This is a genomic window from Saliniradius amylolyticus, from assembly GCF_003143555.1.
Classification (GTDB): domain Bacteria; phylum Pseudomonadota; class Gammaproteobacteria; order Enterobacterales; family Alteromonadaceae; genus Saliniradius; species Saliniradius amylolyticus.
The window spans coordinates 2,208,275-2,231,622 of sequence record NZ_CP029347.1; the positions used below are offsets into that span (position 1 = coordinate 2,208,275).

General features: G+C 53.4%; 20 protein-coding genes. 6 read left to right on the forward strand and 14 right to left on the reverse strand.

All coding sequences use genetic code 11. The features are described 5' to 3' along the window. Window positions 1–66: 66 nt before the first annotated feature. Complete coding sequence (locus HMF8227_RS10300; protein WP_109340095.1) at window positions 67–561, reverse strand: CinA family protein; 495 nt, start codon at window positions 559–561, stop codon at window positions 67–69. Between the two features lie 35 nt (window positions 562–596). On the opposite strand from HMF8227_RS10300, the gene mutS reads away from it, so the two are divergent. The 4 genes from mutS (at window position 597) to HMF8227_RS10320 (ending at window position 7,055) form a co-directional block, all read left to right on the forward strand. Further along, window positions 597–3,212 (forward strand): DNA mismatch repair protein MutS, encoded by a 2,616-nt coding sequence (gene mutS / locus HMF8227_RS10305; protein WP_239421280.1) that lies wholly within the window; start codon window positions 597–599, stop codon window positions 3,210–3,212. A 195-nt stretch (window positions 3,213–3,407) separates the two neighbouring features. Then, window positions 3,408–5,039 (forward strand): CTP synthase, encoded by a 1,632-nt coding sequence (locus HMF8227_RS10310; RefSeq protein ID WP_109340096.1) that lies wholly within the window; start codon window positions 3,408–3,410, stop codon window positions 5,037–5,039. A 57-nt stretch (window positions 5,040–5,096) separates the two neighbouring features. Next, window positions 5,097–6,389 carry a phosphopyruvate hydratase gene (gene eno, locus HMF8227_RS10315; protein ID WP_109340097.1) on the forward strand — a complete coding sequence of 431 codons (1,293 nt, stop codon included), beginning with the start codon at window positions 5,097–5,099 and terminating at the stop codon, window positions 6,387–6,389. Between the two features lie 45 nt (window positions 6,390–6,434). Next, a complete protein-coding gene (locus tag HMF8227_RS10320) occupies window positions 6,435–7,055 on the forward strand; it encodes a hypothetical protein (RefSeq protein ID WP_109340098.1) in 621 nt (206 codons plus the stop codon). An 81-nt stretch (window positions 7,056–7,136) separates the two neighbouring features. Here the strand turns inward: HMF8227_RS10320 and HMF8227_RS10325 are convergent, their stop codons facing one another. The 5 genes from HMF8227_RS10325 to HMF8227_RS10345 all read right to left on the reverse strand — a co-directional run bounded on the left by HMF8227_RS10325 (window position 7,137) and on the right by HMF8227_RS10345 (window position 12,073). Next, window positions 7,137–7,568: a GNAT family N-acetyltransferase gene (locus HMF8227_RS10325; protein WP_109340099.1), complete on the reverse strand. Its 432-nt coding sequence runs from the start codon at window positions 7,566–7,568 to the stop codon at window positions 7,137–7,139. Between the two features lie 118 nt (window positions 7,569–7,686). Continuing rightward, window positions 7,687–8,094 (reverse strand): GFA family protein, encoded by a 408-nt coding sequence (locus tag HMF8227_RS10330; protein ID WP_109340100.1) that lies wholly within the window; start codon window positions 8,092–8,094, stop codon window positions 7,687–7,689. Window positions 8,095–8,213: 119 nt separating this feature from the next. Beyond that, complete coding sequence (locus HMF8227_RS10335; RefSeq protein ID WP_109340101.1) at window positions 8,214–8,651, reverse strand: cupin domain-containing protein; 438 nt, start codon at window positions 8,649–8,651, stop codon at window positions 8,214–8,216. Window positions 8,652–9,513: 862 nt separating this feature from the next. Further along, entirely contained in the window at window positions 9,514–10,632 is a 1,119-nt protein-coding gene (locus tag HMF8227_RS10340) for a peptidase C39 family protein (RefSeq protein ID WP_239421281.1), read from the reverse strand. After that, window positions 10,619–12,073 carry a RimK family protein gene (locus tag HMF8227_RS10345; RefSeq protein ID WP_109340103.1) on the reverse strand — a complete coding sequence of 485 codons (1,455 nt, stop codon included), beginning with the start codon at window positions 12,071–12,073 and terminating at the stop codon, window positions 10,619–10,621. The genes HMF8227_RS10340 and HMF8227_RS10345 overlap by 14 nt, the downstream gene beginning before the upstream one ends. Window positions 12,074–12,392: 319 nt before the next feature. Here HMF8227_RS10345 and HMF8227_RS10350 point away from each other — a divergent pair, with 319 nt between their 5' ends. Continuing rightward, the gene (locus HMF8227_RS10350; protein WP_275425515.1) at window positions 12,393–13,361 is read left to right on the forward strand and encodes a TauD/TfdA dioxygenase family protein; all 969 of its coding nucleotides are present in this window, start codon (window positions 12,393–12,395) and stop codon (window positions 13,359–13,361) included. Between the two features lie 19 nt (window positions 13,362–13,380). On the opposite strand, the gene nudC is transcribed toward HMF8227_RS10350, so the two are convergent. From nudC to HMF8227_RS10385, 7 genes are all read right to left on the reverse strand, one after another. Next, window positions 13,381–14,277 (reverse strand): NAD(+) diphosphatase, encoded by an 897-nt coding sequence (nudC, locus tag HMF8227_RS10355; RefSeq protein ID WP_109340105.1) that lies wholly within the window; start codon window positions 14,275–14,277, stop codon window positions 13,381–13,383. Window positions 14,278–14,438: 161 nt separating this feature from the next. Continuing rightward, on the reverse strand, window positions 14,439–14,645 hold the full coding sequence (locus tag HMF8227_RS10360; protein WP_109340106.1) for a helix-turn-helix transcriptional regulator: 207 nt from the start codon (window positions 14,643–14,645) through the stop codon (window positions 14,439–14,441). Beyond that, complete coding sequence (locus tag HMF8227_RS10365) at window positions 14,642–15,058, reverse strand: hypothetical protein (protein ID WP_109340107.1); 417 nt, start codon at window positions 15,056–15,058, stop codon at window positions 14,642–14,644. Before HMF8227_RS10365 ends, HMF8227_RS10360 begins: the two co-directional genes overlap by 4 nt. 414 nt (window positions 15,059–15,472) lie before the next feature. Then, window positions 15,473–16,855, reverse strand: coding sequence for an adenosylhomocysteinase (gene ahcY / locus HMF8227_RS10370; protein ID WP_109340108.1), 1,383 nt, complete (start codon window positions 16,853–16,855; stop codon window positions 15,473–15,475). 18 nt (window positions 16,856–16,873) lie between these two features. Then, window positions 16,874–17,746, reverse strand: coding sequence for a methylenetetrahydrofolate reductase [NAD(P)H] (gene metF, locus HMF8227_RS10375; RefSeq protein WP_109340109.1), 873 nt, complete (start codon window positions 17,744–17,746; stop codon window positions 16,874–16,876). A 65-nt stretch (window positions 17,747–17,811) separates the two neighbouring features. Then, window positions 17,812–18,978 carry a methionine adenosyltransferase gene (metK, locus tag HMF8227_RS10380; protein ID WP_109340110.1) on the reverse strand — a complete coding sequence of 389 codons (1,167 nt, stop codon included), beginning with the start codon at window positions 18,976–18,978 and terminating at the stop codon, window positions 17,812–17,814. Window positions 18,979–19,062: 84 nt separating this feature from the next. Next, the gene (locus HMF8227_RS10385) at window positions 19,063–20,754 is read right to left on the reverse strand and encodes a glycine/sarcosine N-methyltransferase (RefSeq protein ID WP_109340111.1); all 1,692 of its coding nucleotides are present in this window, start codon (window positions 20,752–20,754) and stop codon (window positions 19,063–19,065) included. 517 nt (window positions 20,755–21,271) lie between these two features. On the opposite strand from HMF8227_RS10385, the gene HMF8227_RS10390 reads away from it, so the two are divergent. Next, a complete protein-coding gene (locus HMF8227_RS10390) occupies window positions 21,272–22,210 on the forward strand; it encodes a carbohydrate kinase family protein (protein ID WP_109340112.1) in 939 nt (312 codons plus the stop codon). Here HMF8227_RS10390 and flhB read toward each other — a convergent pair. Further along, window positions 22,207–23,337, reverse strand: coding sequence for a flagellar biosynthesis protein FlhB (flhB, locus tag HMF8227_RS10395; protein WP_109340113.1), 1,131 nt, complete (start codon window positions 23,335–23,337; stop codon window positions 22,207–22,209). The genes HMF8227_RS10390 and flhB overlap by 4 nt on opposite strands. Window positions 23,338–23,348: the final 11 nt, after the last annotated feature.

The window sequence follows — 23,348 nt, forward strand, 5'->3', positions numbered from 1 at the left end:
ACTGTACAGTTATACAGTTACAAGTCATGTATAGAAATTCGTTGTAACTGCATGAGTTTATTCGAATTAATTTTTATTGAGGTACGCCAGGGTCGTGGTTAATGCATCCTGAATAGCCTGCTGACGCACCTGATGCCGGTCACCGTCAAAGCGCCTCGACCAGGTAATGGTTTTTTCACACACCGCTAATGCAAACCAGACGAGGCCAACCGGCTTTTCCGGCGTGCCACCATCGGGCCCGGCTATGCCGCTCACGGCTACTGCCACCTCGGCATCCGCCCGGCGCTGTGCGCCTTTTGCCATGGCATCCACGGTTTCTGAAGAAACGGCCCCGGAGGTTAGTAATATGCTTTCATCGACGCCCAGCTCACCGATTTTGGCCTCGTTAGAATAGGTAATAAATCCCCGTTCGAACCACTGAGAACTTCCAGAAACACTGGTGATGGCGTATCCTATGCCGCCTCCGGTACAGGACTCGGCACAGCTAATGCGCCACCCCTGATGTTTTAGGGCGGCCCCTAATTGAGTGGCTGTGTCGACAATCGACTCCGTAAGTGTCATAAATCACCATCACAAACGATAATAATAGCGCCATTATGCCGTCTGAAAACGCCGCCACACAAGCCGAACTCTTTCATCAAGAGCACATTGCCAAGCACACGCCGATGATGCAGCAATATCTACGCATTAAGGCCGAGCATCCACAGATTTTACTGTTCTATCGCATGGGCGATTTCTACGAGCTGTTTTACGACGACGCCAAGAAAGCCGCCGAACTGTTGGACATTTCCCTGACGGCCCGCGGCAAATCTGGCGGCGACCCTATTCCTATGGCGGGCGTGCCCTACCATTCGGTGGAATCCTATCTGGCCCGGCTGGTAAAACTGGGGCAGTCGGTGGCGATTTGCGAACAGATTGGCGATCCCGCCACCAGTAAAGGCCCGGTGGAACGTCAGGTCACCCGAATTGTCACCCCAGGCACCGTTACCGACGAGGCGCTACTGGAAGACAGGCGCGACAATGTGCTGGCGGCGGTGTTTGAGCATAAAGACCACTACGGTTTTGCCGCGCTGGATGTGGCCAGCGGCCGCTTTACTCTGGTAGAACTGAACGGCGATGATGCCCTGTCCGCCGAATTACAAAAGACCCAGCCTGCCGAGCTGCTGTACCCGGAAGGCTTTCGCGCCCTGCACCTGCTCGAATCCATCAAAGGTTTGCGGCGTCGCCCCGAGTGGGAATTTGATCTGGCCACCGCCAGGAATAAGCTGAATGAGCAATTCGGCACCCGCGAATTAACCGGTTTTGGTGTCGAACAGGCCGAGCTGGGCCTGTGCGCCGCAGGCTGCGTGCTGCAATACGTGCAAGATACCCAACGCGCCGCCCTGCCTCATATTCGCAGCATCGCTATGGAGGCCCAGTCTAAGGTGGTGCAGCTGGATGCCGCCACAAGGCGTAATCTGGAGCTGACCCAGAACCTCTCCGGCGGCACAGATAATACCGTGGCGGCGATCTTAGATAAAACCGCCACCGCCATGGGCGGCCGGTTATTACAGCGCTGGATCCATCGCCCACTAACCGACCATCGTGTGTTGACTGCGCGTCAGGACGCCATCAGCGAACTGCTGGATGCGGATCAGGACGAGCTGCGCGGCTACTTAAAAGCCGTGGGTGACATGGAGCGGGTGCTGGGCCGTCTGGCGCTGCGCTCGGCCCGCCCCCGGGATTTTGCCCGCCTGCGTCAGGCCTTCGAGCACTTGCCTGCAATCCAGACCTTTCTGAGCAGTCTGGATACCCCCGTACTGGCCCCGATTGCCAGGCGCATCAGCCAGTTCGATGACTTGTGTGAATTACTGCAACGCGCCATCGTCGATAACCCGCCGGTGGTACTGCGCGATGGCGGCGTGATCGCCGAAGGCTTTAGCGAAGAGCTGGATGAGCTACGCAACCTGTCGCGGGGCGCCACCGACTATCTGCAAGAGCTGGAAGACAGAGAAAAGGCCCGTACCGACATTCCTACCCTGAAAGTGGGCTACAACAAGGTGCATGGCTATTTTATCGAGGTGAGCCGCAGCTATTCCGCACAGGTGCCGCCCGAGTATATTCGCCGCCAGACCCTGAAAAACAACGAGCGCTACATTATCCCCGAGCTGAAAGAGCATGAGGATAAGGTGCTTACAAGCCAAAGCCGCGCACTGGCACTGGAAAAACAGCTCTACGAGCGCCTGTTCGACCGCCTGTTACCACAGCTCAATGATCTGATGGACAGCGCCGCCGCACTAGCGGAACTGGACGTATTAGCCAACCTGGCCGAACGGGCCGCCAGCCTGGATTATCACCGCCCTTGTTTAGTGACTGAAACAGGTCTGAGCTACAGCTCTGGTCGCCACCCGGTGGTGGAACAGGTCATGGACGAGCCCTTTATCGCCAATCCCTTACAGATGAATGCGCAGCGCCAGATGCTGATCATCACCGGCCCCAATATGGGCGGTAAGTCCACCTACATGCGCCAGACGGCGCTGATTACCCTGATGGCCTATATGGGCAGTTTTGTCCCGGCACAGGATGCCAAGATTGGCCCGGTGGATCGCATCTTTACCCGCATCGGTGCCTCGGACGATCTGGCTTCGGGCCGCTCGACCTTTATGGTGGAGATGACCGAAACCGCCAACATACTGAACAATGCCACGCCCAACTCACTGGTACTGATGGACGAAATCGGCCGCGGCACCAGTACCTACGACGGTCTGTCGCTGGCTTGGGCAACCGCCAGTTATCTGGCCGAACGACTGCGCGCCTTTACTCTGTTTGCCACTCACTATTTTGAGATGACCCAGCTGGCCGACAGCCTGCCCATGCTAGCCAATGTGCACCTGGATGCGGTGGAACACGATCACGGCATCAGTTTTATGCACGCGGTGCAGGAAGGTTCAGCCGATCGCAGCTATGGCTTGCAGGTGGCGCAACTGGCTGGTGTACCGGCCTGTGTTATCGAGCAGGCCAAGCACAAGCTGCACGAACTGGAACAGGCGCCGTCACTGGCCGGCGGCGAGCACCCTACTCCCAGACCCGAGCCCAAACCTCAGAGCAAACCCCAGCCATCGGCGGCCGAGCAGCGCCTGGCCGAACTGTCACCTGATAACCTGACGCCCCGACAGGCTCTGGATGCCTTGTACGAACTAAAAGCGCTCAGCAAGCGGGGCGGGGATTTTTAAATTGAGCAACCCGGGGCTTTTCGGTATACTAGTTTCCCGTCTTGATAGATTAATTCCTTGCCTCAGGCAGGATTAATCGAATTCAAGGATGACCGGCCATAAAAGGCCGGGACAAGAGACGGGCCAGCCCGCTCAAACGGCTATGGATAAGCCGATAAACCAAATTCCGTTCAACTCCTACGCCTTGGGTTTCGCATGACAAACTATATTTTCGTTACTGGTGGTGTGGTGTCATCACTAGGTAAAGGCATTGCTGCTGCTTCACTGGCCGCCATTTTGGAAGCTCGCGGCCTGAATGTCACCATGCTTAAACTGGATCCTTATATCAACGTGGATCCCGGCACCATGAGTCCAATTCAGCATGGTGAAGTGTTTGTCACCGATGACGGTGCCGAAACCGATTTGGATTTGGGCCATTACGAGCGTTTTATCCGCACCCGGATGACCAAACGCAATAACTTCACCACCGGTCGGGTGTACGAAGAAGTTCTGAAAAAAGAACGTCGCGGCGATTACTTAGGCGCGACCATTCAGGTGATCCCCCATATCACCAATGAGATCAAACAACGCATTATCGACGGTGCCGAAGGCGCAGATGTGGCCATTGTGGAGATCGGCGGTACCGTGGGCGACATCGAATCTCAGCCGTTTATCGAAGCCATTCGCCAGCTTGGCACCGAGATTGGCCGTGAGCGTTCACTGTTTATGCACCTGACACTGGTGCCTTACATGGCCGCCTCCGGCGAGGTCAAAACCAAGCCCACCCAACACTCGGTGAAAGAGCTGCGCTCGGTGGGGATTCAGCCGGATATTCTGGTGTGCCGCTCTGAAGCGCCACTGCCCACTAACGAACGTCACAAGATTGCCCTGTTTACCAATGTGGCCGACAAGGCCGTTATCGCCCTGCGCGATGTAGACAGCATCTATCGCATCCCGGCCATGCTGAAATCTCAGGGTCTGGACGAACTGGTGGTAAACCGCTTTGGCCTGAAATGCCCAGAAGCGGACCTGTCCGAATGGGAGCAGGTACTCTACGCCGAGTCCAACCCCAATGGCGAAGTGACTATCGGCATGATCGGCAAGTACGTGGCCCTGCCCGATGCCTATAAGTCGGTCAACGAGGCCTTAAAACACGCTGGTCTGAAAAACCGCCTGACGGTGAACATCAAATACATCGACTCTCAGGATATCGAGAGCAAGGGCGTGGAGATTCTGCGCGGTTTGGACGCCGTGCTGGTGCCCGGCGGCTTTGGCGAGCGCGGTATCGAAGGCAAGATCATGGCCGCCCAGTATGCCCGTGAAAACAAGGTGCCCTATTTGGGGATCTGCTTAGGAATGCAGGTAGCTTATATCGAGTACGCCCGCAATGTGGCCGGTATGAAAAACGCCAACAGCACCGAGTTCGATCAGGACACACCGTATCCGGTGGTGGGTCTTATCACCGAGTGGCTGGACGCCGATGGCAGCGTGGAAACCCGCACCGAGACTTCCGATCTTGGCGGCACCATGCGGTTAGGCAGTCAGCTTTGCCACCTGATTCCGGATACCAAGATCCACAATATGTACAAGTCGGACGAAATCTACGAGCGCCACCGTCACCGCTACGAGGTGAACAACAATCTGCGCCCGGAAATTGAAAAAGCCGGTCTGAAAGTGACTGGATTGTCCACCGACAAACGCCTGGTGGAAGTGATCGAAATCGACGATCACCCCTGGTTTGTGGCCGGACAATTCCACCCTGAATTTAACTCTACCCCGCGCGACGGCCATCCTCTGTTCGAGGGCTTTGTGCACGCCGCCGGTGATTACAACAAACAAAATAATTAAAGCGAAGGCCGCCTGTGCGGCCTTTTGTGTTTTAGACTCAAATTTAGAGGCAACAAGATGTCACAAATTAAAACTGTTATCGGTCGTGAGGTGATGGACTCTCGGGGTAATCCTACGGTCGAAGCCGATGTTATTTTAGAAGACGGTTCCTTCGGGCGCGCCTGTGCGCCCTCTGGCGCATCGACCGGCTCTCGCGAAGCGCTGGAATTGCGCGATGGCGACAAGAGCCGCTATCTGGGCAAGGGCGTACTGAAAGCTGTGTCCGCAGTTAACGACAAGATTGCCCCCGCCTTAAGCGGCAAAGACGCACTGAACCAGCAAGCCATCGATGAAATCATGCTTGAGCTGGATGGCACCGACAACAAAGAAAACCTGGGCGCCAACGCCATTCTGGCCGTGTCTCTGGCGACCGCCAAAGCGGCCGCTCAGTCCAAAGGCGTGGCCCTGTACCAGCACATCGCCGATCTCAACGGCACCGCCGGGCAGTACAGCATGCCGGTCCCAATGATGAATATCCTCAATGGCGGCGAGCACGCCGACAACAACGTGGATATTCAGGAGTTTATGATTCAGCCTGTGGGTGCCCCCAGCTTCCGTGAAGGGCTGCGCATGGGCGCGGAAATCTTCCATAATCTGAAGAAAGTATTAAGCGCCAAGGGCCTGAACACCGCCGTCGGTGACGAAGGCGGTTTTGCCCCCAACCTGAAATCCAACGAAGAAGCCCTGTCGGTGATCGTGGAAGCGGTGGAAAAAGCCGGTTACAAGATGGGCAGCGACATTACCCTGGCGCTGGATTGCGCGGCTTCCGAATTCTACGTGGACGGCAAGTACAACCTCAAAGGCGAAGGCAAAGAGTTCGACTCCGCCGGTTTTGCCGACTATCTGGCCGAGCTGTCTGACAAGTACCCTATCGTGTCCATCGAAGATGGTCTGGACGAAGGCGACTGGAACGGCTGGAAGGTGCTGACCGACAAGATCGGTAGCAAGGTACAACTGGTGGGCGACGATCTGTTCGTGACCAACACCCGCATTCTGCAGGAAGGCATCGACAAAGGCATTGCCAACTCGATCCTGATTAAGTTTAACCAGATTGGCTCACTGACCGAGACCTTAAACGCCATTCGCATGGCCAAAGAGGCCGGTTACACCGCGGTGATCTCTCACCGTAGCGGCGAAACCGAAGATGCCACCATCGCCGATCTGGCGGTAGGTACTGCCGCCGGCCAAATCAAGACCGGCTCCCTGTGCCGCTCCGATCGCGTCGCCAAGTACAACCAGCTGCTGCGCATCGAAGAAGCGCTGGGCACTGGCGCCACGTACAACGGCCTGAAAGAAATCAAAGGCCAGTAAGCGACAAAGGCGGAAGCGCCCGCTTCCGCCTGCTATTCTCATCCCATGAACGCCAGACAGACGGACATTTTCCGCAGTGACGCCCAACAGCTGGCGTTTGCTGAGCTGTGTAACGCCCTTTATGAGCGGGAATTGCTGCAACTGGCGCATTCAAACAATAAATCCCTGCTGCCCCGGCGTTTGAAGGGATTAAGCCACCATATCCGCCACGCCGCCGAAGCCATGATGCAACACGACGGTCCGCTGGAAGTGGATGTGCATAACGCCAGCTGGCAAAGCAAACAGGCCGCCCGCTGCCCGGCCAAACCGGCACCGGAGAAATGTCAGCAGTGGTTCAGCCAGCACGCCCAACTGGGTATGCCCGTGCCAATCCGGGTGCATGAACTGGGCATGGAACATCTGGAGCTGGATTCTGTCGACCGGATCGACGCGGAAGAAGGACTGATTCATACCAACAAATACGGCTGGTTTGCCCTGACCGGCTCCCATCAGGAGCACGACCGCTATCACCTGCTGATCCCCACCAAGGCCACCCTGACCGCCGCCTGCTGCGGCCACGGCTGGAAACACAACAAGAAAGCCCAGCCCCGGGCGCTAACGCTCAGGGAGTTGCTGTTATCGAATCAGATTAACTGGAAAGACCCCAAGAAGCCGATGGGGAGGTAGGGGTTCATTTAATGCCTGCATTTGCGGCTCAGCGGATTGACGTCACAGCCAGCACTTTTTGCTCGCGATAATATTTGTTTGTCAGGGCTGTTCACGAACAAAGCGACACATCCCTTTACCAAGATGAGTACCATCTCGCTCAATGTAACCATAACTTCGATAGAACGCTTCTTTACCTTGAGCTGCAAGTAAGCCGACCGTGGACCCCACCTGACACGCTTTGGATAGATAGCGTTCAACTCTATTCATAAGCATTCGACCAATACCTTGCCCTTGATACTCAGGAGTCACTACGACGTCTTGAATGTAAAAATACATAAATCCATCACCAACAACCCTAGCCATTCCTATCAGCTTTTTGTTATCTCTGACTGATACCTGAAATAAAGAATTATCTAAGCTCCTATGCGCCACATCTAAATCGATACGATCCCAGTCGACTTCACACCGTAAGGCAATAAATTCCTTAGCTGTCGGTGCTACATCAATAATGACGTAATTGGTTGGTTTCATTGAGAAGTCCTAACGTCCAATTAAGTACTGGGTAACGCAAAAACCACGCCGATGCAAACCCAGACCGCCAAGCGTTGCGAATCTGCTTAAATTAATTGTTAAACGATTTTGTACGATGTTACTTTCGCCCTGGTTCATGCTTCTCGTAACGTGGCAATTTCGCATTTAAGTCTTCCCAGTTTGCTTTCGAAGTAACAAAGTTGTGAGATATTGGGCGCTCCGATATATCACTGTCTAGTGCCCCTAAACGTATACGATACCTTTCTGGAGAATGAGAATTTGAACTGTATATAGGAGCACCGCAACTTTTACAAAAGTACTTACGCTTACCTTTACTGCTCTCATAAAAAGTAAGCGTATTATTTTGGTCTGTTAATCTTAGGTCTTCTGCATTAATGAAACCATTTGTAGCATAAGCGCTTCCACTTGCTTTACGACACAACGAACAATGACAGTGAATAATATCAGTGACACTGCCGTCCAGTTCGAAGTGGATTGAACCACACAAACAACTGCCCTTGTACATCTGTTTTCCTTAGTTAAGTTTTGTTGTCCGCCTAACGCTTGTGCTTACGGCTGGTTTGGAGCGTAACGGAAAACCAGTCCGACAATATGCGCTTGTTTAGCGCTAGTGCTTCAGAGTGGCTAGACAATATGAATTTTGTATTTTTCAATAAACGTCTGTCTGTCTGAATCAGTAGGCGGATTATCATTTGTAAACTTGGATATGTCTCTTATAAATCCCTCAGAAGGACCTGATGGAGCATTGATGACGAGCAAATGACTGTCTGTGATGGCCTTAAAGCGCCTTTTTACTTGAGGACCTGCAATGACAAGATCACCTGCAGTTGCAACAAATTCGTCGTTTTCTACACCGAACTCAATTTCTCCTGAAATTAGATAAAAGATCTCATCATCAACCTCATGGAAGTGCCAAGGAGCCTCATTTCCTTTGGGAAGTTTGCTATCAAAAATAGAAACTCTGTTATCAGTATCAGAACCAGATGCAAGAATGGAAGTGATTTCACCTTGGTCAAGATCGTATCTTTCGGCATTGCCGACTTTGACGTGCTTATATCTCATTCTATATTCTCGGTTTATCAGAGAAGTTTAACAGTGTATTACTGTGAATTCTGGGTATCCGCGAGGCAGGCTGCACATGGGAACATCCGTGTTTTCTCCGTTTATCCCATACTAACAACAAGTTAACCCATTGCGCCATAGGGCACCTTTTATTCGGAGGTTGGAGCCAGTCATGAACTTACGGGCTGTCCCTGCTGGATATGACGCGCCATCCGTGGCGCGCCAGCCCCTTTTCTTTGCTCGTGCCAAAGAAAAGGAGCGAAAAGAAATCACGCCCCCTGAAACGCCAACAGCCATACTGCCAGAACTTGCCAAAAAGGGGTCGTAAGGATTCGTTCCCGACTCATGCCTTACTCAAATTTCTCCCGGAAATTTGACCGCCTTTTTGTTGGCGCTCTGCCAGCATGTGGCGTTTTTAAGGGGGAGTAGCGTCGCCCACCACTGTCCCATATTTGTGCCTTGGATCTTTTCTATGATGGTCAGGTATGAACACAATCTCTGAAGTCCCTGAGACAAACTGTGGGTGACTCGGATGGTTGGGTTTATTCTCTGTCGCTTTGACTTTCCCTTGGCGAAGCAAGGCTCAATTGAACGCGAAATCCTGGACGATTTCGCGAGGCGGTAGCCTTGCAGGACGCTACCTTAAGCCGGTTCGATGCTGTCAGAGCCTTGATTCGGCAAGGTTCCCGGAAAGTCAGCAGCGACCAAAGACCTTTTCGCCCCTTTTGGGTCTTGCCAAAAGGGGCTGGCGTGCCATGGAAGGCACGTCATATCCGGCAAGGAGGCAAAAGGATAAATCCGGCTCAGGACCAGGGTTCTGTCTTCCTGGCAAGGGACGAATGAACTGGGCCCTGAATTGAGTTCAGGGCGATAATGGTTTAATGGCTACGGCCGTTCGCAACTTGCTTTTGCCAAACACGCTGATGCTGTTAAACCGCGTGCGAGCAATGGGCATATGCTGACAATCCAGCGGCCTCTGCTGGTCGCCCACATCGGGGTCGTGCACGTAAATACAATCCTTGTCCATGTGGGTTACCGCCACCCAATGAGGCGCTTTGCGTTTGTCCAGCTGGAAGGTGCTGATAAGCACAATCACACTGGCGTCCGCCGCCAGCTGAGCCTCTATCCAGTCCAAAGTGGGCGCCTCATATTCCACGGTAGCGGCGCTGTCTTTTATCTGGCGCTCAAACTCATTATGCACCAGCGTCATCACCGATTTTTTATGCTCACTGCGAACACTGTCCAGAAACAGCGGGCCGGTATCATTGACTCTGACGGTGGCGGCGAAACCTCGTTCGCAGGCCGCCAAGGCCAAGCCAAAGGGATGAGTGCCGCCGTGGCCCGAGGTCATAAAAACCGTGGTTGAGGTACGCCAGATGGACAGCTCCTCGGCTTGTGTCAGCGGTTTGTCACGCAGGCGATACGACATCGCCATCATTAATGACGCCGGGCCGCAGCTAAAATCGGTGGTCTGGCCGTACCATTGCAGCGGCTGCAGTGGCTCGAGCCGCTTGCCCTGCCAGATGCTTTTCTGCATACGGATGGCGTCGTCGTGATCATCGTAATAATCCTGATACTCGCCAAACTCCTGATAACCCAGCTGTTTGTACAGTGCGATGGCGCGCGCGTTCTTTTTGGCCACTTCCAGGCGCATATACAAACGCCCGGCTTCGATGCTCTGCTGCTCTAACGCCAACAGCAGTTTGACCGCTATGCCCTGCCCCTGATACCCGGGCAGCACGGCCAGTGAGTACAGCCTTGCCAGCAAGGTGCCGGGGTGATTGATCACCAGACCATAGCCCGCCACCTGACCGTCCACCAGCGCCACCAGAAACAGTCCATTGTCGTTGTCGAGCCAATGCTTAAAGCTGCGGCGAGACAAGCGGTCCACCTCGAAACAGCGCGCTTCAATCGCCAACAGCGCGTCCAGATGACGGCGCTCAGCCGGGGCAATCTGTACGGGGCCGTTAACCTCTGCCACGGGCTTCCAACCGCTGCTGGAATTCGGCCATGATCTGCATATACAGCTCATTGCCCAGATAGGCATCTTCAACACCGTACTCAATGCTGGGGTTGTCGTTCACTTCCAGCACGTAGGGCTTGCCGTTCTTAACCTTGATGTCCACGCCATACAGGCTTTTACCGATGACATTGGAGGCTTTCACCGCCACGTCTAACACCGACTTTGGCACCTCAAAGGTGGGCAGAGTTTTAAACCCGCCACTGCTGTGTCGCTTCACGCCGTGGTTGTAGATTTGCCAGTGATTGCGGGCCATCTCGTAGCGGCAGGCATACAGAGCCCGTCCGCCCAGCACGCCGATGCGCCAGTCAAAATCGGTGTACATGTATTCCTGCACTAGCACCAGGGCCGACAGCTCAAACATCTCGGTCAGTCGCTGTGCTAACTCACTCTGATCGCTGACCTTATACACGCCCTTGGAAAACGAGCCTTCCGGCAGTTTCAACACCATGGGAAAACCAAAGTCGCTTTCCAGCTCGCCCAGTGTGTCTGGCGTCAGCTGATGCAGGACCCGGGTACGCGGTGTCGGCACCTTCTGATAGCTGAAGGCGTCGTGCAGAAACACCTTATTGCAACAGCGCAATATGGACTGGGCGTCATCCATCACCACCAGCCCTTCGTTTTCCGCTTCCACCACGGTGCGGTAGGTATGATGGTCGATGGCCGTGGTCTCACGCACGAATAAGGCGTCGAAACGATTAATGCCCACCAGCTCGGACTGCGTCACCAGGGTGGCGTTAATGGATAATTTACGGGCCGCTTTGACAAAGGCCTTGAGGGCTTTGCCATCGCTGGGTGGCATGGCCTCATCGGGATCCACCAGGATCGCCATGTCCCAGCGAAGCGGTTTACGTTTCACCTTGGCCGGCCAGGTACGTTCAGAAAAGTCGGTCAGTGCTTGCCAGAACAACGCGCTTTGCTCATCGGACAGTTCGTCCAGACTGGCGCGCTGAACGCTGACACGCACTGTATCGTCGGCCATGCGCTCCCGCCACTGAATCCTGAGCAAGGGCGCGGGGAAAGCACGAAACACTGCCAACGCCACCTCGCGGTATTCATTCAGTGAGGTTTGCCCGAAAAACACATATTGCGCATGTGTATTATCCAGTCGCAGCTCGGCTTTAACCCGAACGTCCAGGGTCGCGGGGCGTTCGTGGTTTTTCTTGCGCAGTGTATTAATCAGCTTCACCGACGGCATCACTTTGTGCTGTCTGGCCTCCGCCAGCAGCGAACAATAATAGCCCTGGCTGAGGTAATGCGCGGTATCACAGAGGTTAATCACCGTGGTACTCGGCTCATTCTTTTTCGGATAGTCGGTCAGGTAAGTGTCGAAACTGATGATCAAATCATTGGAGGATTGTGAACTCAGCTCTGAGTCCGTCACAATCAGGGTTTTGTGCATGTATCTCTTACTCGTAGTGCGCGTCGGGGTGAAGTGCCCGCGCGAACCGGTTGGTCGTGGTGCATTGTATCTCGGTGTTATAAACAGGTGCTAATTATTCATGCAATCTCGAAGAAAATAGTTGCCATTGCCTTTGATGTTCTCGCCGCCTGAAACAGGGTCCGTGATGCCGAGCAGCTAAGTCCTTGAATCCCGAATGAACTGTGCGCCGTGATACTTGCCCAATACTATGCCACTTATCGGATGATTCTTATTATCCGGACGCATTCAGGAGGTTGTTATCACACCAACACCCATTCCCCCTATTCCGCAATCCTGCATTGATCTCGTTGAGTCGGCTGGTGCCAGGGTTAAGCCACTTAATCCCATCGGCGCTGCGGTGTCTGGCATAGATTTACGCAGCGCCACACCGCCCGGCGACGTCTTATCGGCCCTTGAAAAAACCATGGCGGAGCGTGGATTTATTGTGTTCAAAGGCCAGGATAATCTCGAGCCAGAACAGTTTCTGGCCGCCAGTTGCTGGTGGGGCGGCAAGCAGATTCACAGCACTCACGGCGTCCATCCAGCCACGCCGGGCTATAACAAGGACATTTTCCGTTTGTCCAATGACCCTAAAATCGGCATACCCGGCGTGGGGCCGCAGTGGCATAACGATGGCAGCTTTAACCCCACGACGTTCTCCCATTCTGGATATCATATTATCCGCCCGGCAGAACGCGGTGGCGGCACCAGCTTTGCCCACCAGGGCGCGGCATTTGATGCCTTGTCCAAAGACACGCAGAGCTATTGGCGGCGCTTATCGTCGGTCAATTCCAACAGCGGCGTGGTCCATCCTCTGGTACACCGCCACCCCATTTCAGGCCGTGAGTCGGTCTGGCTGCATCTGGGCATGACCGGTGCGGTGATAGAAAAATCGCAGGATGACGACCGCTATCGGTTACTGGAAGCCGATGAACTGACTCAGCTATGCCGACAATATAATGAACTGCTAAATGACGGGTTTGATAAAGGCTATGCCGTTAATTACGAGTACGAACAAGGCGACTGCCTGTTTATCGATAATCTGGCGGTGGCTCACCGGGCAGCGCCAGAGGCGCACTTACCCGCAGAACAACAGGGTTTAAGGATCATGCACCGCAGCACGGTTCGCGGTCTGGATATGCTCAAGCCCCGTCATGACCTGCCGGTGCATCTGGACATACACGGCCCCAATCCCACTGATTCCGGGGTCTGGCATGGTGGCGGCGTCGGGTTCCGCTGGGAGCGGGATATTCCGATGCAAAATTAAAGACAGACCTCAGGGCCGCTTAGCCATCAATGGTAACGCCCTGCTGTTGAGCCCAGTACTGTATCAGCGCATACGAAATCGCGCCGGGAACCGGCAGTTCAATGCTGCCTTCCCTAAGCGCGGCTTCAAGCTCTTTGGCGGTGAGCCAAAAAGCGTCCTCCAGTTCGTCATCCTGTAGAGTAACGTTAGAGTCAGTGGTCCCGGCGTAAAAGCCTATCATCACCGAGCACGGAAAAGGCCAGGGCTGGCTGCCCAGATAGTCTATTCGCTGCGTATCCAGCCCCACCTCTTCGGCCACCTCTCGGGCCACGGTTTGCTCAAAGGATTCACCCGGTTCCACAAAACCGGCCAGCACCGAATAAAGCTTTGGGGGCCATTGTGGCTGACGCGCCAGCAGCAGCCGGTCCTTATGGGTCACCGCCATTATGACCGCCGGATCGGTACGGGGATAAACTCTGGATTCGCATTCAGCGCAGTAGCGCTCATGACCCGCAGCATCCACTTTGGTCCGGGCCCCACAACGGCCGCAGTAGCGGTGGTTCTGATGCCAGTGATGCAGGGCTTTGGCCTGTGCCAGTGGCGCGACCTGTTCATCGCTCAGCAGTGGCAACAAGAGCCGGAGGTCCTGCCAGTCCGCGTCATTATCCAGCTCCAGGTCATCGTCTCTCACCTGAGCACTGAAACAGGGCGTGTCTGACTCATCCAGCCCCAGAAAAATCAGCTCATCGGCTGAATAGTCACTCAGTAACGCCGCGCCATTGACCGGCGATGAATCCTCACTGCGCATTAATACACGCAAGCGTTCGTTAAACACGCTCAATTTAATCTCACCGCGTTTTATTAGTGCCGATAGTTGTTCGGGCGAATAACGATACGATGAAAAGCGCTGCAAACCAGACTGTCTCAGTCGCCACATAATGTCATAACCTGCTTAGCTGAAATGTTTAACTGATAGGTTCAGTGTAGCCAAACCGATGCCATGATGAGAGTGGTCGTCAGCGATCCGACTGTGATGGCAATTACCGGTCAGAGAGCCGGCGCAGGTGAAATGATTGGGCCAGGCAGGGTTAATCCCGGTCAGTCTGACTGCTGATGCTCATCATCGAAGATTTGTTCAATCGCCAGCCCAAAGACTCGGGCAGCCTTGAAGGCCAATGGCAGACTGGGATCAAACTTGCCCGTCTCGATGGCATTCACCGTTTGCCGTGAGACATCCAGCGCTTTGGCCAAATCACTTTGGGTCCAGTTTCGCTCGGCCCGCAGCACCTTTAACCGATTCTTCATTGATACTTTCGACTGTTGATGACGATGCTGATGAGATAGGACAGACCCATCACAAACAGAATATTGGACGGGCTCGGCGTCGAGTCGAGCAAGCGGACAGGTTCTAACAAACCGTAAACCGCGCCGAACACCATACTGACCCCCAGTGAAATGGCCATCGCATTCATATGAAGTTGGCGCTGCAATTCATCCAGTGCTTCTAGATGCTGCTTATTGACCACAATCATGCGATAGCCCAGAAACAGATTAACAGCGATGGCTACCAGGGTTATCGACGTACTGAAATGCCACAAAAATTTCGGCCCAAAAGCAACCAGTGCCAGGGACAGCAGCCAGCCTGACGTCCAGATAAAGAGGGCCTTTGTTGAGCGCTTGTGGCGCTGTTCTAATGAATTTGTCGGAGTTTGTGACATAAAGTGAACCTAAAAAAGTAAAGTAGACTTGTCATAACAATAGGCTTAATCGATTTAATGTCAAGCTTACTTGTCACATTATTATCCTGCCGCCTTCGGGCTTATCCCACATGAGACTCGTCATCACAAGTGGCGGAAATACAAAAAAGCAGGAGCGATTTTATGCCTATTCACCCTGGACATATCCCACGAATTGCTCTCGGTATTCGAGGGATATCGTTCATCCTTACATCGCCGCTCCTGCGCGTCCATGCGCCCGCGGCATACCGTTCATCTTGGACATATCCCACGAATTGCTCCCTGCATTCGTGGGTTACCATACATCCTGTATATAAAAAAGCCCCCGGGTTGCGGGGGCTCGCGCTCTAACAAACCGGAGGGGATTCCGGCTTGCCAGATTCTTTTGCCGGTGTGTTAGTACTTGTAGGCTTCCGGCTTGTAGGGTCCGTCGACCGGCAGGCGAATGTACTCGGACTGCGACGGGGTCATGCGCGTGATGACACCACCAAAGCCTTCTACCATACCGGCAGCAACCTCTTCGTCCAGTTTCTTAGGCAACACGCGGACATAGAGATTGTCGGCCTTCTGATCGACAGGCAGCTCGGCGAACTTTTTCTCCCACAGGTACATCTGTGCCATCACCTGGTTGGCGAAGGAGCCATCCATAATCCGTGACGGGTGCCCGGTGGCATTACCCAGGTTCACCAGACGGCCTTCGGACAGCAGGAACAGGTGGTCGTCCTTGGCTTTATCGCGGTAGATTTTATGCACCTGAGGTTTCACCTCTTCCCACTCCCAGTGATCGCGCATGTAAGGGGTATCGATTTCATTGTCGAAGTGGCCGATATTGCACACAACAGCACCGCTTTTCAGGCTTTGCAGCATGTTGCGGTCACACACATTCACGTTCCCGGTCGCGGTGACCAGAATGTCGATATTTTGCAGTAAGCCTTTGTCGATGCAATCCAGGGTTTCGTCGTTAACGCCATCCTTATAGGGCGATACCACCTCGAAACCATCCATACAGGCCTGCATGGCGCAGATGGGATCGATTTCTGAGACTTTAACGATCATCCCTTCCTGACGCAACGAGGCGGCGGAGCCTTTGCCCACATCGCCATACCCCACTACCAGTGCCTTCTTACCGGACAACAGGTGGTCCAGACCACGCTTGATGGCGTCGTTCAGTGAATGGCGACAGCCATATTTGTTGTCGTTTTTCGATTTAGTGATGGCGTCGTTTACATTAATGGCGGGGACTTTCAGCTCGCCGTTTTCCAGCATTTCCTGCAGGCGGTGAACGCCGGTGGTGGTTTCTTCGGAGATGCCGTGGATCTTATCCAGCAATTGCGGGTATTTGCTGTGTACCATCTCAGTCAGGTCGCCACCATCGTCCAGGATCATATTGGCGTCCCAGGTCTCACTGCTGCCTTTCTCTTTCAAAATGGTCTGTTCGATGCACCAGAGGAACTCTTCTTCGGTTTCGCCTTTCCAGGCAAATACCGGCACGCCACTGGCGGCAATAGCTGCTGCAGCATGGTCCTGCGTAGAAAAGATATTGCAGGAGGACCAGCGCACTTCGGCACCCAGTGCAGTCAGAGTCTCAATCAGTACCGCAGTCTGGATGGTCATATGAATACAACCCATGATTTTAGCGCCTGCCAGCGGTTTCTGGCCCGCATACTTTTCACGCAGCTTTATCAGCGCCGGCATTTCGCTTTCGGCGATGTTGATTTCCTTACGGCCCCACTCGGCTAGGGAAATGTCGGCGACCTTATAATCGGTAAATTCGCTCATTCAATAGTCTCCTTGGTTTTAAGTTCTGTCGTTATGATTAGTTGAATCCACCAGTCCCAGATTGCGCCAGATGCGCTCGGTAGGCCCGGCGTTATTAAGCGTGTAAAAATGAATGCCGGGGGCGCCCTGTTCCAATAGCTCCTCGGCCTGGCGCGTGGCGAACTCCACCCCCAGATCTTCTTGTGCCTGAGTATCATCACCCAAGTCCTTCATCCGTTCTGACAACCAGCGCGGGATCTCTGCCCCGCAGATATCGGAGAAGCGACGGATCTGGTTGTAGTTGGTAATGGGCATGAGTCCGACATGAACGGGTACCTCGACACCGCGTTTTTGGATCTCATCGATAAAGTAATAGTAGGCATCGTTATTAAAGAAGTACTGAGTGATGGCCTCGTCCGCTCCAGCTTTCACCTTGCGGGCGAAGTTATCCAGATCGACCTTGGCACTGCTCGATTCCGGATGAAACTCGGGGTAACACCCCACATGGATTTCAAAGCCTCCGAATTCACGGATAAAGCCCACCAGTTCATTGGCGTAGCGAAAACCGCCCTCGATGAAAGCGTCACCGTGCTCCGGGATATCGCCCCGAAGCGCCACGATCCGCTTGATGCCCATCTCCCGGTACTGACGCAGGATGCCTTCGATGTCCTTCTCCATTGAACCGATGCAGGATAGATGCGGTGCCACATCCACTCTGCCGTTTTGTTTGATCCAGTCGACCGTTTCCAGCGTGCGCTCCCGGGTACTGCCTCCGGCACCGAAAGTTACCGACACATACTCCGGCGAGTAACGCTGCAAGCGTTCTAAACTGGCTTTGAGCTTGTTTTCCCCGGTCTCCGTTTTGGGCGGAAAGAACTCGAAAGAAAACTGCCTGTCTGCGTATTTCGACATAATTACACCTCGTTATTCATCAATGAATATAAGCCGCGGTAAAAACCGCGGCTCAGGTGCAGCCATCAGAGTCCTGCCGCCTCGCGGATAGCGTCAGCCTTATCGGTTCGCTCCCAGGTATAGCCGTCACCATTATGACCAAAGTGGCCATTGGTTGCCGTGGGCTTGTACACTGGGCGCAATAAATCCAGCATCTGGATAATGCCTTTGGGACGCAAGTCAAAGAAGTCCCGCACCAGGCCTTCGATACGCTCTTCCGGCACTTTCGCAGTGCCAAAGGTATTTACGTGAATGGACACCGGCTCGGCAATACCGATAGCGTAGGCAAACTGCACCTCGCATTTATCGGCGACGCCGGAAGCAACGATATTTTTAGCCACATAGCGGCCTGCATAAGCTGCCGAGCGATCCACCTTAGACGGGTCCTTACCAGAGAAGGCACCACCGCCGTGATGACCCATGCCGCCATAGGTATCAACGATGATCTTACGCCCGGTCAGGCCACAGTCACCGACCGGCCCACCAATCACAAAACGCCCGGTGGGGTTGATAAAATACTGAGTATCATTGGTCAGCATGGACTCGGGAATGACCGGCTTGATGATCTCTTCCATCACCGCTTCACTGAGCTCTTTATGCTCGATGAACTCATCATGCTGGGTCGACAGCACAATGGCATCCACCGCCTTGGGTTTACCGTCTTCATAGCGCACCGACACCTGGGATTTCACATCCGGTCTTAGCCACGGGATACTGCCGTTTTTGCGAACAATGGACTGCCGTTCGGTCAGCTTATGAGCGTACTGAATGGGCATGGGCATCAATTCGTCCGTTTCATTCACCGCATAACCGAACATCAGGCCCTGGTCCCCGGCGCCTTGGTTCAAATCGATCCCACTGCCTTCGTTCACGCCCTGAGCAATGTCCTGAGACTGTTTATCAATGGCCAGCAACACCGCGCAGGAGTTACCGTCAAAACCTAAGTCACTGTGGTTGTAGCCAATATCGCAAATGGTCTTGCGTACTACATCGGTATAATCCACGGTGGCGTTAGAGGTGATCTCCCCAGAAATCACCGCCATGCCGGTATTGACCATGGTTTCACAAGCCACACGAGAGTTCTTGTCCTGTTTTAACAGCTCATCCAAAATGGCATCGGAGATATTATCGGCGATTTTGTCCGGGTGACCCTCACCCACAGATTCTGAAGAAAAAATATAGTTTCTAGACATAATCAAATCCTTGTTTCTTTATTCTCATTCGGGCGCCAAAAGCTCACCGGGCTTTTGGCCTTTGACTGATTCAGCGTTGCGACATTACTCAGGCTTACGGAAGTGCAGCACGCCCCAGCTCAGATGACGATTTTTACCGCCTTCCACCCAGTGGCCCAGACCTTCCACCATGGTGTCCATATACTCGGTGGACACATGCTGCTTTAACTCGTCCCGATGAGCGATGAGCTCTGACCGCACACGGCTGTAATGGTTGGTCAACTGCTCGGTGAGGTCATCCACATGAACCTCCTCCCACCCCAGTTGCTGGGCCATTTGCCGGTAAAAGCTGATGCTGCCCAGATTGGGGAGGTGAATGCGCTGATAAATGGGCTCTAACACCTCTTTGGGGCAGTCATCGCTTTGCATTGGATCGGTAAAGATAAACTCACCGCCGGGCTTGAGAACCCGATTAACTTCATTCAGTGCCTGCGGCCGGTTACCACTGTGTAAGATGGCATCCTGTGACCAGACGATATCCACGCTGTTATGCTCCAGCGGGATGTCTTCGAAGCAGCCGTCGATCACCTCGATAAGATGATCCAGCCCCTGCTCTTCATTCAGTTTGCGTGCTCGTTTATTCTCTTCTTCCGCTAGGTTTAAGGCGATAACCTTGCAGCCATAGTTGGCGGCAATATAGCGGGCCGAGCCGCCATAACCGGAGCCAATATCCAACACCACCGAGTCTTTATTCAGGGTGTTTAACTTATTCAGCATATATTTGACTGTACGGGCACTGGCCTCTCGAATGGACTCATCGGCCCGCCGGTAAATGCCCACATGGATGTCTTCACCGCCCCATATATTGGCGTAGAAATTATCGGCATCTTCGCTGTTGTAATAGTCCCGCGCTTTCTTCAGGGCCGCCTGATAACTGCCCGCGATAGAGTCGCTGTTATCGGCATTATCATCGTCTTTGGTCATGGTTAATCCCTCCTCATAGCGCTTTTCCGCTACATGGATCAGAAAGTCCGGCTCACTGTCGCTAAACTCTTCTTCAAAATCGCCATAGGTAGTGACCCGCTGAAAGCCCACTTCCTGCATGAGACGGCGGGTGTAGTTGCGGCGCAGGGGAAACATGTTCAGATAGTAAACTGCGCCATCGGCAAAAGTGTATTTAAAACGCGCCAGACCCGGATCGAGATAGTCAGGCTCGGCCCTGACCGAGTCACCACAGTAATAATAGTTGTGAGTGGGTTTGCCTCCCTCATCCAGCAGTGCGTCGTAATTGCGCTGATCCATGATCAAGACACCATCGTGACGCAGGGTTGCGTACATCTCTGCCAATGCCTTACGCCGATCGTTTTCGTCGTGAAGATGCGTAAAGGAGTTTCCCAGGCAGATTACGGCATCATAGTAATCGTGAATATCGCGGTTCAGCCAGCGCCAGTCGGCTAACACGGTGCGCAGAGTAAACCCGTGTCTGGATGCGTTTTCGAAGGCCTTCGACAACATCTCAGCAGAGCCGTCCACACTGGTCACTTCAAAGCCGGCCTTTAACAGCTGAACTGAATGAAAGCCTGTGCCGGTAGCCACATCCAATACTTTCTTCGCGCCCCGCTCTTTAAGCTTCTGGATAAAAAATTCACCCTCACTCTCTGCGCGGGCGTCCCAGTCGATCAGTTCATCCCACTTATCGACAAAGGGCTGAATGTATTCTTCGACGTACTTTCCGGTTTCGCGTACTGAGGTCGGGTCGCTCCCATAATCCTGGACCCGCATTGATTGCTGACTCATCTGCACACTCCGTTTTGGTTTTGAGCATGACGCAGATGGCAAAAAGCGGTGGCACACATTTTCCGCCTAGGGCCATCTGGTCGTTAGTTATCAGGTATCTAACGCCACATTTGGCTTTACAGAACGGCAAATGCACGACTAGACCCGGTGAAAACCAGTCTCTCCGGGTCGCATTTATCTTGGTCATTAATAATTAGAACACCAATAATTAAACGCCTTTATCGAAATAATTCAACCCCTTATTGAAAAAATTTCACTAACCCTATTAAGATCAACAACTCGCATAGACAATTAGAATTCAGCCGTGACAGGCCGCCATTAGAGCCTGATAAGGAGAATTATGAACTCGGAGGCGATCTCTGTTAACCAGCAACAGCCCCGATTTAAAATGTGTCACTTTTATTTCAACACTAACTTTTTACAGACCGAAACCTCGAGTCTATAGTTGTACTTTTGCTTGACCTCCAGCTTTTAATAAATCATGAAACTTTTAACCAACAACCAAGAGGAAACGACAATGTCGAATGCCTTGATCAGTGGTTCCGTTGCCTTTGACAACATCCTGGTTTTTCACGATAAGTTTAAGAATCACATCTCTCCCGAGAACGTGCATATCCTGAATGTCTGTTTTATGGTGCCGCAGATGCAGCGTAACTTTGGTGGCACGGCCGGCAATATCGCGTATAACCTCAAACAGTTAGGAGGGGCACCACTGCCGATGGCGACGGTCGGCTCAGACTTTGCGCCCTACGCCGAATGGATGGATCAAAAGGGCATCCCGCGTAATTATGTGAAAGCGGTTAATGACCACTACACCGCTCAGGCTTTTATCACCACTGACGAAGACGACAACCAAATCACCGCCTTCCATCCCGGTGCCATGGATGTGGCCGAGCAGCAGAAAATTGCTGATATCAAAGAGCCATTGAGCTGGGGCATTGTCAGCCCCAACAGCAAGGGGGCTATGCAGCAGCACGCCAGACAATTGCATGAGGCGGGTGTGCCCTTTATCTTCGACCCGGGTCAGGGGCTGCCCATGTTCGATGGTGATGAACTGCTGGAGCTGGTGCAAAAGGCCAACATTCTGGCGGTGAATGACTATGAGTGGCAGGTCACTCAGGAGAAAACCAAACATACCGCCAAGGATCTGGCCAGTCAGTTAGACGCACTGATCGTCACCCGTGGTCGGGAAGGGGCGGACTTCTATACAGCGGACGACGAGTTTCACCTGGACGCACTCACGCCCGAGCAAGTCGCCGACCCCACCGGTTGTGGTGACGCTTTCAGGGCAGGCCTGTTGTATGGACTGATCGAAGGGCAGGATCTGAACACAGCCGGCCAGATCGGCTGCACCATGGGCTGTATTAAGGTGGAGTCGGAAGGACCACAAAATCACCAGGCCACACCGGATATCGTCAAACGGCGCATGCAGCGGGCCTACGGTGGCTCGTTTTAGTGACGCATATCCGGTGGAATGGGTAAGTCTTTGGCAAGGGGCTTAGGCCGCTTGCCTCTGCCCTTGCGCCATTGCTTCATCTGGTACACGTAAGCCAGCACCTGAGCCACCGCCATAAACAGTTTCTCGGGCACTTCCTGATTTTCATCGGTGGAGTGATAGATGGAACGGGCCAACATCGGCGATTCTATGATGGGCACTTCGTGAGCCGTGGCAATCTTACGGATATGCAAAGCTAATTCATCAGCCCCTTTCGCCACCAGAATGGGTGCCCGTTCACCATCTTCCTCATATTTTAAAGCCACAGAGTAGTGTGTGGGGTTGGTGACGACAACATCCGCCTCCGGCACTTGCTGCATCATCCGCCTCGCTGAAGCCTGCATCTGAAGCTGACGCTGCTTACCCTTGATCTGAGGGTCACCCTCCTGGTTTTTATGTTCATCCTTCACTTCTTGCTTAGTCATCTTCATTTCTTTGTTGTGCTTGTAAGACTGATACGGCACATCCAGCGCGACGATGGGAATCATCGCACAGCAGATAATCAAAAATACCCAACTGACTAACTCCAGGGCGTGAAAAATGTTACGAGGGTAGACTTCCTGGTCCAGGTGAATGGCTTCATTCTGGAAAATCATCATAGCGGTAACCGCACTCACCGCTACCAGCAGGAACTTACCCAGCGCCTTAACCAGCTCCACCAGGCCATTTGGACCAAACATACGCTTGAAACCATTAATGGGGTTGAGCTTATTAAACTGGGGCGCTGCCGCCTTCCAGGAAAAGTTAAAGCCGCCGAGGATGGTGCTGGCCACGATGCCTACCACCATCAAGATGATCAGAATCATCGCCAACGGAAACGCCACTTCCCCCACAAAAGCGCCTAAGGCCTGAAACATATGTTTGGTATCGAACACCTCATCACGGGAGAGCGTAAAGGTCCGCTCCATAGCGCGGTAAAGCGCGGTTGCCACAAAGTGGCCAAACACCACCATACAGACCGCAGCGCCAATGAGTACCGCCGTGGTTGGAAGCTCTTTTGAACGGGCGATCTGCCCCTTCTCGCGAGCTTTCTTGATTTTTTTCTCCGTGGGTTCTTCGGTTTTTTCCGCGGCAGATTCTTCAGCCATAGCCCCTCCCC